The 13,272-nt window shown below is 64.2% G+C and carries 17 protein-coding genes and 1 tRNA gene; 1 reads left to right on the top strand and 17 read right to left on the bottom strand.

Features of this window, described 5'->3' with window-relative positions:
* Nucleotides 1-69: 69 nt before the first annotated feature.
* From ACFV4K_RS00330 to ACFV4K_RS00285, 10 genes are all read right to left on the bottom strand, one after another.
* Nucleotides 70-507: a hypothetical protein gene (locus ACFV4K_RS00330; protein WP_379270821.1), complete on the bottom strand. Its 438-nt coding sequence runs from the start codon at nucleotides 505-507 to the stop codon at nucleotides 70-72.
* Nucleotides 504-1,313 carry a DUF2637 domain-containing protein gene (locus ACFV4K_RS00325; protein WP_379270819.1) on the bottom strand — a complete coding sequence of 270 codons (810 nt, stop codon included), beginning with the start codon at nucleotides 1,311-1,313 and terminating at the stop codon, nucleotides 504-506. Before ACFV4K_RS00325 ends, ACFV4K_RS00330 begins: the two co-directional genes overlap by 4 nt.
* 71 nt (nucleotides 1,314-1,384) lie before the next feature.
* Nucleotides 1,385-1,561, bottom strand: a complete 177-nt coding sequence (locus ACFV4K_RS00320) for a hypothetical protein (protein WP_379270817.1) — start codon at nucleotides 1,559-1,561, stop codon at nucleotides 1,385-1,387.
* Nucleotides 1,558-3,516, bottom strand: coding sequence for a hypothetical protein (locus ACFV4K_RS00315; protein ID WP_379270815.1), 1,959 nt, complete (start codon nucleotides 3,514-3,516; stop codon nucleotides 1,558-1,560). Before ACFV4K_RS00315 ends, ACFV4K_RS00320 begins: the two co-directional genes overlap by 4 nt.
* A gap of 98 nt (nucleotides 3,517-3,614) precedes the next feature.
* Nucleotides 3,615-4,376, bottom strand: coding sequence for a hypothetical protein (locus ACFV4K_RS00310; protein ID WP_379270814.1), 762 nt, complete (start codon nucleotides 4,374-4,376; stop codon nucleotides 3,615-3,617).
* Nucleotides 4,373-4,609: a hypothetical protein gene (locus tag ACFV4K_RS00305; protein WP_379270812.1), complete on the bottom strand. Its 237-nt coding sequence runs from the start codon at nucleotides 4,607-4,609 to the stop codon at nucleotides 4,373-4,375. Before ACFV4K_RS00305 ends, ACFV4K_RS00310 begins: the two co-directional genes overlap by 4 nt.
* A complete protein-coding gene (locus ACFV4K_RS00300) occupies nucleotides 4,606-5,484 on the bottom strand; it encodes a hypothetical protein (protein ID WP_379270810.1) in 879 nt (292 codons plus the stop codon). Before ACFV4K_RS00300 ends, ACFV4K_RS00305 begins: the two co-directional genes overlap by 4 nt.
* Before the next feature lie 3 nt (nucleotides 5,485-5,487).
* Nucleotides 5,488-6,144 (bottom strand): hypothetical protein, encoded by a 657-nt coding sequence (locus ACFV4K_RS00295; RefSeq protein WP_379270808.1) that lies wholly within the window; start codon nucleotides 6,142-6,144, stop codon nucleotides 5,488-5,490.
* Nucleotides 6,141-6,416, bottom strand: a complete 276-nt coding sequence (locus tag ACFV4K_RS00290; RefSeq protein ID WP_379270807.1) for a hypothetical protein — start codon at nucleotides 6,414-6,416, stop codon at nucleotides 6,141-6,143. The genes ACFV4K_RS00295 and ACFV4K_RS00290 overlap by 4 nt, the downstream gene beginning before the upstream one ends.
* A complete protein-coding gene (locus ACFV4K_RS00285) occupies nucleotides 6,413-6,676 on the bottom strand; it encodes a helix-turn-helix domain-containing protein (protein WP_379270805.1) in 264 nt (87 codons plus the stop codon). The genes ACFV4K_RS00290 and ACFV4K_RS00285 overlap by 4 nt, the downstream gene beginning before the upstream one ends.
* 127 nt (nucleotides 6,677-6,803) lie before the next feature.
* Between ACFV4K_RS00285 and ACFV4K_RS00280 the strand changes: the two genes are divergently transcribed.
* A complete protein-coding gene (locus ACFV4K_RS00280) occupies nucleotides 6,804-7,553 on the top strand; it encodes a 2'-5' RNA ligase family protein (RefSeq protein WP_379270803.1) in 750 nt (249 codons plus the stop codon).
* Here the strand turns inward: ACFV4K_RS00280 and ACFV4K_RS00275 are convergent.
* From ACFV4K_RS00275 to ACFV4K_RS00245, 7 genes are all read right to left on the bottom strand, one after another.
* On the bottom strand, nucleotides 7,537-8,880 hold the full coding sequence (locus ACFV4K_RS00275) for a hypothetical protein (RefSeq protein ID WP_379270802.1): 1,344 nt from the start codon (nucleotides 8,878-8,880) through the stop codon (nucleotides 7,537-7,539). The two genes, ACFV4K_RS00280 and ACFV4K_RS00275, sit on opposite strands and share 17 nt — an antisense overlap.
* A gap of 134 nt (nucleotides 8,881-9,014) precedes the next feature.
* Nucleotides 9,015-9,398 carry a hypothetical protein gene (locus ACFV4K_RS00270; protein WP_379270800.1) on the bottom strand — a complete coding sequence of 128 codons (384 nt, stop codon included), beginning with the start codon at nucleotides 9,396-9,398 and terminating at the stop codon, nucleotides 9,015-9,017.
* Nucleotides 9,399-9,437: 39 nt separating this feature from the next.
* Complete coding sequence (locus tag ACFV4K_RS00265) at nucleotides 9,438-10,049, bottom strand: hypothetical protein (RefSeq protein WP_379270798.1); 612 nt, start codon at nucleotides 10,047-10,049, stop codon at nucleotides 9,438-9,440.
* 18 nt (nucleotides 10,050-10,067) lie between these two features.
* Nucleotides 10,068-11,657 carry an alpha/beta hydrolase gene (locus ACFV4K_RS00260; protein WP_379270797.1) on the bottom strand — a complete coding sequence of 530 codons (1,590 nt, stop codon included), beginning with the start codon at nucleotides 11,655-11,657 and terminating at the stop codon, nucleotides 10,068-10,070.
* Between the two features lie 43 nt (nucleotides 11,658-11,700).
* Entirely contained in the window at nucleotides 11,701-11,994 is a 294-nt protein-coding gene (locus tag ACFV4K_RS00255; RefSeq protein ID WP_379270795.1) for a hypothetical protein, read from the bottom strand.
* 93 nt (nucleotides 11,995-12,087) lie between these two features.
* On the bottom strand, nucleotides 12,088-13,026 hold the full coding sequence (locus ACFV4K_RS00250; RefSeq protein WP_379270794.1) for a tyrosine-type recombinase/integrase: 939 nt from the start codon (nucleotides 13,024-13,026) through the stop codon (nucleotides 12,088-12,090).
* Between the two features lie 98 nt (nucleotides 13,027-13,124).
* A tRNA-Arg gene (locus tag ACFV4K_RS00245) sits at nucleotides 13,125-13,198 on the bottom strand.
* Nucleotides 13,199-13,272 lie beyond the last annotated feature (74 nt).

The raw sequence follows: 13,272 nt of genomic DNA, 5'->3' as shown, positions 1-13,272 counted from the left end.
GCCAATTGCGAGCGATCTCGTCAACCTCGTTACCGGACATCAGATTCACTTCCCTTCGGTCGTTGGATTTCAGACCGTCGCGGTGGCAACACGGGCACGAGCGGTGCGCCACGCCCGCCAGCGGACGCGGGCTGGGCGCGAGCGTTCGAATACCTGCCGTGACCCCGCCAGATAGGTGGTCGTGGTGAGGCTTCCGAGGCGGTGCAGCACGGCCGCGAGATCGGGACGGGCGGCGCTGATCCAGATCCCGTAGCCGACCCAGCCCACCAGCCACAGCACGAGTGGCATCCGCGCCGCGGCGGGAGCGCCGGAGGCATCGACCAGCCATGCAAGCGGCATCGCACACACCAGCGCGCCTGCGGCGGCGCGGGCACCGACCAACCATCGCAATGCTCGCCGCGTCCGGCTCGGCGGAATGAGGTGGGCGAGGTCGATGCCGGAGGACTCCATGAGGGCGGTCAGCTCACCGTCCCAATCGATTCCGTGGCTGTGGTCGTTGGTTGTCATGACAGGGCTCCTTCGCGGCTGTGGTCGTGATTGGTGCTCAGGTCGGTCAGCCAGTCGAATTCCGGTGTGCCGGAACCGGCGGGCGTCCGCGGGGTGTCCACCTCGATGTCCGCCTGGTAACCAGTGGTCTCAGGGATGTCCAGTTGGGTGGACAGATAGCGTCGGACGGTGCGTTTGCTGACTGCGAGTTCGGTCGCGATACGGCCGTGTGTCCAGCCCTGCGCCTGAAGATCCCGTGCCCGTTGCCTGCGCGCATCAGTCTCGGTGTCCGCCTGCGGGACAGGGACTTCGGAGTGTCCGGACATGGTGGCCACTGCGTCGATGGCCGCGCGGTGGGGGATGGGCAGGGCTTCGATTTGTGCGGTGAGCGGTATTTCGCGTCCCAGAGTCGGTCGCGGATCGTGGATCCGATTCCGCGTCGGGACCTCTGCCGGGTCGGGTTCGTCAGCGGGGGAGTCGCTGCGGGGCGTGAGGGACAAAAGCGCGAACCCGCACACCACCATCAGCCCATCGAGGGTGATCGGACCGAATTCCGCTGCCGGGTGCCCGTACCCCCAAGCCAGTAGGACGTCTCGGACGTGTGAGTAGGAGATGACCGCGGATCCGAACGCGACGGCTCCGGCACCGCCGAACCGTGCGATCGACCATCCAACCCCTCGCCGCCACGTCACCCGTGCCAGGACTTCAATGCTGAGCAACAGCCCCAGCGGCCAGATACCTGCCCCGATCCGGGCGGCGATCGCCAACGTCAGTCCCGAGGGCATCTGCACGGTCGGCAGGTAAGTGTGCAGGATGTTGGTTGCCACCGAGGTAAGCGATCCGAACACGAACCCGGTCCGGGCCACGCCTCGCCCACGGGGGATGGGTGCAACGGTGCTCATCGTGCCCAGCCCCTGTCTGCCTCGGTGTCCGCATGGTCATCGGCGTTGTCCGCCTGGATGTCCGGGGCCTCGACGGTGATGTCCAGGGAGGACAGGCGAAGCCGTCCTGGGCGGTCGTGCAGTCCACCGAGGGTGGCCACGTAGGCGGCCATGGGGCACAGATAGTCGGTCATGCGGCCTCACCGCCCTCGTTGAATCCGAGATCCGCACGACGCGCGCGCCCGGAATCGAGGTTCCGAACCTCCTGCAGCGGCACCCGCGGCAATGTGTTGACCGCCCACCGGTCCGCGCGCGGATCCGCAGGGAGCGGTGTCAGCTCCTCCAGATCGACCGGGATCACGTGTGCCCATTGGGCTTTGAGTGCGTGAACCCACACCACGTCGCCGCGCTCGAATTCCGCGAGCCGGTTCGGATCGATGAAGAAGGTCTCCCGGTTGCCGAGCGTGCCGTCCTCGCCGACCTTGCCGTTGCGGGCGTGGCGGGTGTTCTCGGTGACCGGGCGCGACCCGAACACCTCGCTGACCTTGCCCGCGCCTTCCTGCGCCATCAGCAGCGCACCGGAAGGGCAGGCTTCGAGCAAGCGGCGGCGCTCGTCCGGGGTCTGGCCGAGCCCGAATTGGTTCTGAGCGACGAAGAATGCCACCACGTCCATGCCCAGCAGGCGTTCGGCGATATCGATCTGCGAGATGCCGCCGGTCTTGTCGGTCACCGCCGACATCTCATCGATGATCAGGATGATCTGCCGGTCGTGCTCGCCGCACGCGAACTGCGAAATCAGGGTGTTGAGCGCGGCGACCTGGGCGCGGGCGTACTCCCCGCGGATCGTGCCGGGCACGGTGGCGTAGATGACGTCGAAGGAATCCAGGGGCCGGCCGCCGTCGAAGCCCTCACCGATCGCGGCGAAGATGTTGCGGAACTTGCCCGACACGTCCCCGATCGCGGGCGGCTTGTTCTTCTCCAGGGCATCGATCTCGGCGAGGATCGAATCGTCGTGCGCCCAACCGACTTTGGTCAGCCAGTCCACGCTGAGCCGGTCCAGGAATTCCTTCTTCGACCGGGGTGGCCCGCACGGCGCCTCCACCGCGAGCTTCGTGACTCGGATCCGGTTCTGCTTGAAATGCTCCGCGCCCGCGTCGGTGGACTGGACCGGGTTGATCATCGCTTCGAGGGTGGCGGCCATGTCCTCGACATCCATCGCCCACAAGTCGAGGCGGTTGGTGATGGGCCACAGGGCAATCCGCTTGGGATCCACCTTCAACTTCGCGGCGATCTTCACCACCTGGCGGCCGGTCTGCAAGCCGGGCTTGCCGCCCTTGCAGTCCACGAAGATCAGCAATGGGCGCTTCTCGCCGGTCCGCACATATCGATGCCAGTACGCCGAGTACAGGCCGGTCCCGAGCCGCACCACGAGCGTGGTCTTGCCCGCCTTCTGCGACTTGCCCAGCACCACCATGTGGCCGAGCCCATCGATCGGGATCTCCAACCGCGAGCGGTGCTGATCGGCGAGCCGGGCCACCGTGGAGGGCTGGGTGCCATCGGTGCGTTCGGACAACGGCCCCAGAACCACACGGGTCTTGAGCCAACCGGCCACCAGCGGGGCCCCGTAGCGGGCGGCGCGGCGCGCGGCACGGGCCTTTCCGTGCTCCTGGCGGCGCTGCAATCGGCGGGTCTTCCACGGCGAACTCACGCCCTCGGTGCTCAACCGGGCCAGGAATCGGGCTCGATACAACGCCGTGCCGGCCCACGCCAGCGGCAGGCACCCGGCCGTCATCGCCACGATCGCGCCCGACCACGGGCCGGTGTGGACCAGCACCTGTGTGCCCTGCCACCACAGCGACACGGGTGTCACCCAGGAATCGGCGATCCACATGCCCGCGATCGGCAGCACCAGCGTGCCGAGTGCGTAGTTGCGGACCTGCCGAGCTTCCCACTGCCGCCACGCCGCAACCACATTCATGCCGATACCGAGCATGAGGATGAAGCCCAGACCGAGCGTCAGAGTGCCCAGGGCGGCGAATACGTCACCGACATCGGGAATCCGGATGTGCCAGTCCGGTGCATGCCAGCCGTTCGGCAACGCGGGATTGTCGAATCGTGCGGACGTGCTCGTCGGCGGAACTGAGTTCACCAGCTCCGTGGGCGGGGACTGCGGAAGTTGCGTCACCGTCGGCGCTGCGCTGAGAGCGGTGCCGCAGTCTTGCGGAGTGATCATTGGTACGCAATCGGTCATGATCGCTGCACCTCCCTTCGCGCCAAAGTGGCGTCGAGGTCATGGATTTCGAGATTGGGTAGCCGCGGCACAGCCCGCTTGTTAGCGATCCGAGCCGCAGTGCCCTCGATCGCGCGGCGCAGCCCGTCACCGCGGACGAAGTACAGAACGCCGGCGAGGTCATGCCTGTCCGCGGTATCCAGGGCGGCGGTCATCGCCGCTTCCAGACGGCCCGCGCCGCGCTTACGTGTCAGCTCGACCTCAACGGCCCACACCTTGTCGGGGTCGGCGAAATCCTGGAACCACGCATCATGCGTGTGGCCGTTGGGCTGCCCTGCTTGGCGGATGAACCGGTGACGCAGTAGCCGTTCGCTGGTCCAGACTTCCGGGTCCGTCTCCATGCCGACCAACGCCAGCCGCAACGCGGTCACCGCGGCCATGTGCGCCGCAGTCGACGGGCGCGGAGTCCATGGACCAGGGTCGAAATCGAGATAGCCCCAGGCCGTTTCGCGATCTGGGTAAATCACCAGCGGCCCCTGCGGAACCGCTCCGGGCGCATCGAAATGCGGTGAATGCCGCCACGATCCGGGCGCACCGGAATCCAAACGGGTGACCCGCACCTGCCCGGACTGCTTCAATCTGCGCGCCATCGTGTAGGCGGCCCGCATACTCCGGCCGATAGCGGTCGGCACCAGCGCCATGGGAACCGCCCGCTCCTGCGACACGAACTCCAGGAACCGGGATTCGTGCGGCTGCTGACGAAACTTCTTGTCGCTCATCGAGTCACCACCCCCTCCCGAGGGCAGTCCGACGGCCAGACCGCGACCTGAGTCCCGGGCGCAGGGCAGGCCACGACGGTGACCGGTAGCGAAGCGTGACGACCGAACAACAGCACGCCCAGGTAGAGGCCCGCCGCGAATACGAACGCCACCAGGATCAACAAGGCGAGAACGCCGGGTGGCATGGATACCGCCCGCCGGTCGCGCGATTCGAGCAGCAGGTACTCGTTCATCGTCGTCCACCCCGCCGCCGGCCGAACGGATACGCCGGTTCCGGGAAGTTCTCGGCGGTGAACCCGCCCTTGGGGCGCTGCAACTTCGACACCGACTTGCCGCGTCGCCACAAATTCCAGGCCGCCACGATCAGTCCGATCTGATCGCGGTCACTGGTGCGGATCTTGTGGGTGTGCAGATGATCCAGCCGCTGCCGCAACGCCAGGATCGGCGATCCGGCAGGCAGGCCGATCATGCTGTCCCACAGCCGCAGGAACTCGGCCGCAGCGTCTTCGTCGATCTCGGTGAGCCGGATCAACGCCGCGCAGGCAACTGCCGGACGGCACTTCAACCTCGACGCTACCGAGGTGAACCGCTCCGCCAGCGCCACCGTCTCCGGATACACGGTCGCGAACTCGACGATCCGCGTCGTCGATACCGCGGTGCGCGTGAAGTCGCCGAACAGGTTGCCTTCCAGCCACGGGATGTACACCCGTAGCGCGGCGGCCACCATGGTGGTGTTGTGGCCGGCGATCCCGGTGAGGGTGAGCTGATCGGCGGGGGTGCGTCGGGCTCCCTGGTCCATGGTGACCTGGGTGTCCGGCGACAGACCGCGCACTACCAGCATCGGGAACTTCTGCCCGCTCGTCCGTGCGATGGCCTGCAATCGGTGCTGGCCGTCGAGAAGCTCCCCGTCGGGGCCGAGCTTGATCGCCTCGCCGTTGAAAAGCCAACGGCCCGAGACCATATCGTCGTAGTACTGCTGCACCCGCGCTTGCCGGACCGGGCGGTTGTTGGGGTTGTTTTCGAGCATGCGCCGCGCCATCGGCGCATCGATCTCGATGACCTGACTGATCATGGGTGCACCGGGCTGGTCGGAGTTGACGAGATGCATGGCTCACGCCTCCTGGGAATCGGGCTCGAGGTTGGGCATGCGGTCGATGACCGCTTGAATCGCGTCGCGTGCCTGGACGAGGTCGAAGCGATAGCGCCGCGCCAGTTGCTCGGCGTTCCGCTCGAACCGGTCATCAGCAGCCAGCCGTGCCAGCGACTCGGCCCGCTTGAGCAGGTCGTACCGCACGGTGTCGAACGCCTCAGCGATCGGACGTCGACGACGGGTCGACGGCTCGGTGTCATCGAGCGCGCCTTCGAGCGGGTCTCCGGCGTCGAGCACCGGAATCTGCTCATGCTCAATGGGTTTCGTGTGATACGTCTTGCCATCGGAACCGACCACCGAGTCAGGTGGACAATCTTGTCCACCTGCGGCCAGGTCGTTCTGAATCGTGCCTTTGCTCAGGCCGGTCGCTGCCGCGATAGCGCGGAGACTCATGCCGACCTCACGCATCGAGCCGACTACCTCGTGGCGCTCCTCGCGAGGCAGCTTGATCCGGCAGCCTTCAAACTCCTTGGTGCAGTAGTCATCCCAGGAGCCGTAGCCCAACGATGCCCACACGCGGTCTACGTAGGCTTGTGCGATCAACTGCCAGAGCGCTTCCGCTCCTGCTCTGATCCGATCGGTCAACTCCCGCGCGGCAGTCTTCTCGATAACTGTCACGCCGCACCGTCCTCGTGGGACTTGCGGCACCGCCGTCGCCGCGCCTGCGCCGACTTGAGGGCCATGCGAGTGAAGTGCGCCTTTCGTGCATGCTCAGCGCGGAGTGCTCGTTCCTGCGGGGAAAGAACACCGTCCGGATCCACCTGCTGCTCGAACTTGCTGGCCAGTGCTTCGCGGGCCTTCGCGGTGCGGGCCGCTCGGTCCGGTGTCTTCGCCCACGAAGTGTGAGCGGCGATGCGGGCCTGAAGTACCCGGTCGTTCGGGGTGTTCATGCCGCGCCGTCCGGGGTTGCCGGACTCGCCGTCCGCGTGGAACCGCCTGCGCGCTTGGCGGGGATGGGCTTCGCGATCGTGAGCAGCTCATTCCGCTCGACTCGCACGAGCCTCGAACCCATGCGGTACGCGTGCAGATGCCCGTTGTCGATCCAGCGGCGGATCGTCTTGATATCCACCCGCGCGAGCGCTGCCGCGTCGCGCAAGCTGATCAGCTGGCCGATCTGAGGACGCGTGTCCGTCGTGCGTCTCTGTGTCATAGATGTGCCTTCCTAGTGAGGCATGGCATGAAATGCCTTGCCACACCAGAACACTCGGCAAATGCAGCTGCGGACAGCGCGAACGAACCACGCACATGACGCACAGGGGGCAAAGTAGGGTGAAGACGTGCAGATCAGACCTGATGTCGAACAGTCGGACGACGCCGGCCGGCCCGCTGCCTTCCCTGCCGCGGCACCGGCATCACCCGCGAGTCATGAATCCATTCGCGAGAATGACTGGGAGGCGTTCAGGGACGTCAACTTCATGGAGAACCACTGGGGTCGCAATCAGGATGCTGCTGACCAGGAGTCCTACTACTGGTATCTGACCTTCGACGATCCAAAGCTTTCTGCCGTCACGGAGTCCTGTCAGGAGACGCTCGATGCAGACTCGCTGGATTGGGTACCGCTCGATGGACTGCACCTGACGATGCTTCGGATCGGCAGTACTGATCGGGTCACCGAGGCTGCCATCCAGGCTATCGCTGACGCAGCGAAGAAGGATTTGAACGCAGTTCGGTCTTTTCCGCTGACGATCGGACCATTGGCTGGGTCACGTGGAGCGGTCCGATTCTCGGTCGCCCCTTGGTCGGAGCTCCTCGACCTGCATCGAATCGCGCGGACAGCTACAGCGGAAGTACTTCCGGAAGCCGTCATCGCGGAGACCGACAATTTCCGCCCGCACCTCGGGATCGGATATAGCAACCGCCGCCAGCAGGCCGAGCCGATCATCTCGAAGGTCTGCCAGCTCCGAGGCATTCCACCGGTTTCGGTCCACGTCGATACGATCCGGATCGTTCGGCTCCGACGTGAGGGCCGCGTGTACCGGTGGCGCGACGTTGTGGCTATCGGCCTCGAACCTACTGGCGACGCGTAGCACCGGGCGCGGAGAACTCCCGGACACGCTCGGCCCAATCTTGTAGCTCGGCCTGGTACTCGCGCGCCTCCGACGCATCGAATGGTTTTGTCGCGGTACCGAACTCATGGGCGCGCTGCCACACTGAACGGATGGGGCGCTCCTCAGAGAGCGCTAGGGCTTGAGATCCCAGATGCACGGCTTGTTCGATGTCAGGGCTAGTCAGCCTGATCAATGCAGTGGCGATATCCAGTCGCACTAGCGATCGGCTCCAGACGGAATCTGATTCGTCGACCAGTCCCTCCACCTGATGGCCGTAGTCCAGAGTCCGATCGAAGTCGCCTGCTGAGAGGTAGGCGGTCGCCACGTTGGCTGCCAAGCGGGCGTGCCCGTACGGCTCGAACGTCAATGCCGGAGTCAGCCCATCGGGAAGATCCATTCTTTCCGCGAGGTCATTCGCTCGGTCTACGGCGCTGTGCACGCCTCGGACGTCGCCCATCTTGCCGCACGCCCGTGCAACACCGTTGGACAGCAGCCGGATCGCCTGCGGCCCATCGGCCGCGAACTGGAGCCCTTCCTCGGCAAGCTCCGCCGCGAGGTCGTACTTGCCCATGTAGTAGGCACAGAAGCTCTCCGTGCCTCGCACCCAAGCCTGCAATTGCGCATCTTCCAGAACCGTCGCGATCGCAAACGATTCACGCGCATACATACCCGCGTGGGGGAACCGTCCCCGGTTCACGGCCATATAGCTGAGGATTCCGGAGAGCTTCGCGGCCAGTTCGTACAGCCGTTTGACTTGCTTGGGATGCTGACGCTGCTGAAGGCAGCCGTCGACCTGGCTTCGAAGCGAAACAACCTCTGGGGCAAGCTTCTTGGGCCCCTCGACCTCATAGCGTTCGAGGATGTCCGCCACCGCGAAGTCGACGATGTCGAGCACCGGATCGTCCACGTCGATCTGACCGAGCCGCTGCAGTCGTTGAGTGATGATTACCGGGCTCTCGAACGAGTCCGCGGCGGGATCGAGTGCAAGCTCCTGCGACAGCGTGATGCCGGGATAGCCGATATCTACGGGCCGCAGGTCTCGATCAAGCTTCTCGCTGAGCACCGCCAGCATCACGCGACAGCTGCGTTCATTCGGTTGGGCAACGGTGCCGTTCAACCACTTCTTGATAAGTGTGTGACTCGTAGCGAGCACCGGGCCGCCGTCCAGCCGACTGCGATCCTGCATCCGCTTGGCAAGGCCGGTCGGCTGGACGCCAGCCTCGAACATGACGGCCTTCAGCTTCAGGTTGGGCTGCGGGGTTCCAGACGTCCGCAGTCCATCTCGATCTCCGTCGAGAGTGGCCACCAGCCCAGTATATGTCCTGAAATGTCCACGTACGCACGATATTTCGAGTTAGCTAGCATGTGCGCAGCTACTCTTGGGGCATCGTCTTTCTGAGCGGTTGAATTCCTGATAGTGGCCGCCTGTGAACTGGTTCTCTACCAGTCCGGGGCCTTGATTGAGCCGCGCTCGTAGTAATCGTCGTCGGACTCTTCGTCCAGCTTGCGCTGCCGTTCCACGCGCTCGGCTTCCATACGGGCTGAGTTCGCGTTTGTGTACGTCGATACCGCGTCGAAGGTCGAGTCGGACCGCAGCTCTCGCAGTGCCTCATCGACCTTGGGGCGCTTGTCTTCTACCGCCGCGCGATACGCAGCCATGATGGCGGCTTCCTCGCCGACGGTCACCGATAGCAAACGGTCTTCGGCATCCACGATCACGCGGATTCCGTTGACGACGCCGACTCCTCGGATCTGTTCGAGGGCATATTGAGCCCGCTGTACCTTCAAGCCGAGTTCATCAGAATCGTTGCGCTGTGGGAACATTCACGAATCCTTCGATCTGCGCGCGAAAATGCGGACGCTTCAGGACGGGCGCTTGATCTCGGTCGGTGGTGGGGCGGTTGTACCGGCTGCCGCGCGAGGGAAGCACGGAGATCCGGCGGTGATACTCAATGAATGGTCTTGTGCGGGAGCGTACTGAAGGACCAATACGTAGCCGTCGGGAGTGTGCACCGGAGCCCAGCGCGAGTCGGCGTCGGATTGAAGGGTCCAACCCCGTGCCGTCCACGCGTTACGGATCAGCTCGAAGTACTGGGCGTTCTGGCCCGTTGGAACGCCGACGACCCAATAGCTGAGCTGGACAACCTCTGAGCCGTCGGCATGCCCGCGGTCATCGCAGGGAACGGTGAGGCTGGGCGTGTGCATGACTCCGAGGTAGGAATTGTCCGACGTAATCGAATAGCTCACGCTCGGCGGAAGTCCCTGGAGGGACTCGAGGAGGTAGGCGTTGATCCTGTCGCGGGCCGTCGACTCCGTGAGAGATGAATCCACCTTGGTCCCTTCGGTGCTTCCCGCGTCAATGATGTGCTGTGCGCCATCGTCGTTTCTGGCATCCTTGCCACACCCGCTCAGTACTGTCGCCGCGGCGAGCAATGCGATACCGAGTGCCGCAACACTTCTGCGTTGTCTGAACATCACTTGACCTTCACCGCCTCATTTCCCGTTTCCCGCAATAATATCGCCCATGCCTTGCAAGGATTTGCTACCGGGCAACCAGTACTCACTGTGTGTGTCTCCGTTATATCCCAACGCGCCCTGATGATCTGAGGGGAAAGACTGAGCGCCGTACGCGCGCCAGGTCGGATCGATACCGAAGTCGTCCATGCCTGCATGCCGAGAAAACCAACTGAGAATTGGGATTTCTCTCTTCTCGGCGTACAACGCTACTGGATCGGCATCGGACTTGGTGGCGAAGACATGTTTGGGCGTATCGGCGTGTGGCACGCCTGTCAGATTGAGGTCACTGGCATGTTGAACCGTGGTGCCCGGACTGGCCACAAGCACCACGGAGTCGGCATTGAGGGTGCGTCCGTGGCTGGCCGAGTCGCCGACCAGCGTGGTGCCGTAGCTGTGGCCGAGTACCGTGTTGTACGACGGTTGGCCATCGTGAGAGGCGCGAAGGCCGTCTTGGAACCGATCCAGGGCAGGTGCTCCCTTGTCCGCGTAGGACACATGCGTTGCATCCAGCAATTCCGGCGGTGCGTCATAACCGAACCAGGCGACCACCGATGTGTTCGGGGCGCCACTCTTCTGGGCCTGCTGCCTCATCGCGTCGACTCGCTGCATGTCGCCCTCGACCGTGTTCTTGCCGTTCATTGCCGACGGGCGCGAAGTGGTCCCCGGCACGTAAGTACAAACATTAGACGCGGTATCAGGATTGCCGGCCGCGACGGCCGCGTGCGGAATCTTGCCCGATTGGGTATCCAGCAGCATCAAGTACCGGTCGTCGCCTTCGAGTGAGGTGGCGATGCCCTTCAGATCGGCGAGTTTGTCCTTGACGGCCGGGTCGCCGTTCTCGGCGCGGGTCAGTTCGTCGTTGAGCTTCTCGCGATTGTAGTGGTCGCGGTCCACCGTGGGTAGACCGTCGCGGTTGCCAATGTACTGATCCTTTTCGAACAGCGCGTCCTTCTCGGCCGGCGTCAACGACGCCCAAAGGTCGTGCAGTTTCTTTGGGTCGGTTGGCAATTCGGCGTTGCCGTCGAGAATCTCTTGGACACTGGAGCTGACTGGAGCGCCGTCCGGCTGCTTCTCGTAGTTGCCGAGCATCTGCAGATCGGCGGTGATCGCTTGCGCCGCAGATATTTCCGACAAGCCGAACTGGAACAGCAGCGCCTTGATGCGGGTCTGGAATCCGGATGCCTGACTATCGATGGTCTTCTGAAGCAGCGCGGCTGTCCCGGAGAGTGGCCGATCAGGGTCGGAGGGAACCTTCGGTGCCGTCACGTTGCCGTTATCGTCCGCGGTCATCCCGGCGGCTGGGAGCTCCGCATCCAGGATTTTCAACAACGAGGTTCGGGTATCACGGAGTTGAGCACCGTAGGTGTCGTAGTGGTCGGCGATGCCGACGATCGCGGTCGCAAGATGGTTGCCATGCAGCTTGTGCGCGATCGCGCGTTCTGAGGCAGCCGCTGCGGCGTCGCCCTTCCAACGATTCATGGCGTTGTCGACGGACTTCTCCATGGCGTCGACCTTGGCGACGAATTTGTCGTTCTGCTGCACCAGGTCTTTGGAGTAGTCGAGCATCGACTGCGGGTTGCAGCCTCGGACATGGCTGACGGTCGTCAACTCACGCCTCGCCGCGGCCGTACTTGACCAGTTGGTCGGCGTTGGCCTTGTCCATGTCCTCGTACGTCCCGGAGGCGGACTTCGCGCGGTCGGCCAAGGTCTGAACCTGACCGCGAACCAAGCCGTATGCGTTCAGTACCGCATCGCCGACCTGCGCAGCGACACCTTCGATCGGCGAGCCGGGCATGCTTACGGTCGCGGTGATTGCCAGCTTGCCGATTTCCTCGGCTTGGCCGCTCAGCTCGGTCGCCAGCCCGTGCAAGGTAGATAGGTCGACGTCAAGAATGTCAGTCACCGCTGGACCCCCTGGATTAATACGCGGTACAAACCTCCGCGGACCCTAACATGACGCCTGACCAGTCCGGACCGGACAGTTGTGCGAATTGCGCTACAGCTTGTCGCCGAGGCGGGCCTTGCGGTGGGCGTCGCGGGCGCGGGTTTCAGCGGTGGCACGGGCGTAGCGGCCGAGCATCTGGCGGGAGCGCCAGCCGGCCAGCATCATGAGGTCCTGCTCTTGGCCGCCGTTGGCCAGCCAGTTGTGGGCGAAGAAGTGGCGGAGTTGGTGAGGGTGGAGGTGGGGGATTCCCGCGGCGGCGGCGCGGCGCTCCAGGATTTGGTAGATGCCCCAACTGGTCATCCGGCCTCGTTTGCCCAGCCAGAGTGCGGGATTGTCGTTGGCTGCCTTGGGATGTCGGGCTCGGATCCGGAGGTAGCGGCGTAGGGCGATGCGGGTTTTGTCGCCGAAGGGCAGGACTCGTGGTCGTCGTCCCTTGCCGATGACCAGGGCGGTGTTCTCGTGGAAGTCGAGGGCTTCCATGTCGAGTGTGGCGATCTCGCCGACTCGGGGGCCGATGTCGACCAGCAGGCGGATGATCGCTGTGTCGCGGCGAGCTTCGAAATCAGTTCCTTCGCACGCGGCCAACAGTTTTCGGAGATCCTCGATGGGAGGCACCGGGATGGGCTTCTCGGGGACGTACGGCGGGGTCATCTTGTCGAACGGGTTGTCCTCGAGGATCTCCTCGGACTCTAGGTATTTGCAGAACTGCTGAAGGCTTCGGTACTGGCGGTTCGCGTACTCAGGGGTGAGTGGCTTGCCCGTTCGCCGGTTGGTCCGGTTGAGGGTGTCGATGATGTACGCGCCAATGTTCTCGCGCGTGAGGGCGTCGGCGTTGGCCTCGATGGGAGGCCTCTGGGCTTCCAGGAAGGCGACGAAGTAGCCGACGTCGCGGCTGTAGCAATCGATGGTGCCGGCGGATTTGTTGGCGCGTCGAAGCTCGGTGACGAAGTCCTCCAGGAGCTCGACGATGGCGTCGAGATCTTGCCCCATGACCCCAGGCTACGCGCGAAAGTTCCTTGGTGTTTGAGCGTTATACGGTCTGGGTATTGGTGTAACTGCCAGCGTTTTCGCTGGTCAGCTACACTTTGCGCCCCCGGCAGGAATCGAACCTGCGACCTAGGGATTAGAAGGCCCTTGCTCTATCCAACTGAGCTACGGAGGCAGTGCGGGCATCGGCGGTGATGCGGGCTCCAAACACCTTGACCCAAATCGATCTCGGTGTCCAGCGGGTTGAGT

Origin of the sequence: Nocardia sp. NPDC059764 (genome assembly GCF_042732555.1) — a bacterium.
In the GTDB taxonomy this organism is placed as follows: domain Bacteria; phylum Actinomycetota; class Actinomycetes; order Mycobacteriales; family Mycobacteriaceae; genus Nocardia.
This window is presented reverse-complemented; position numbering and strand designations above follow the sequence as displayed.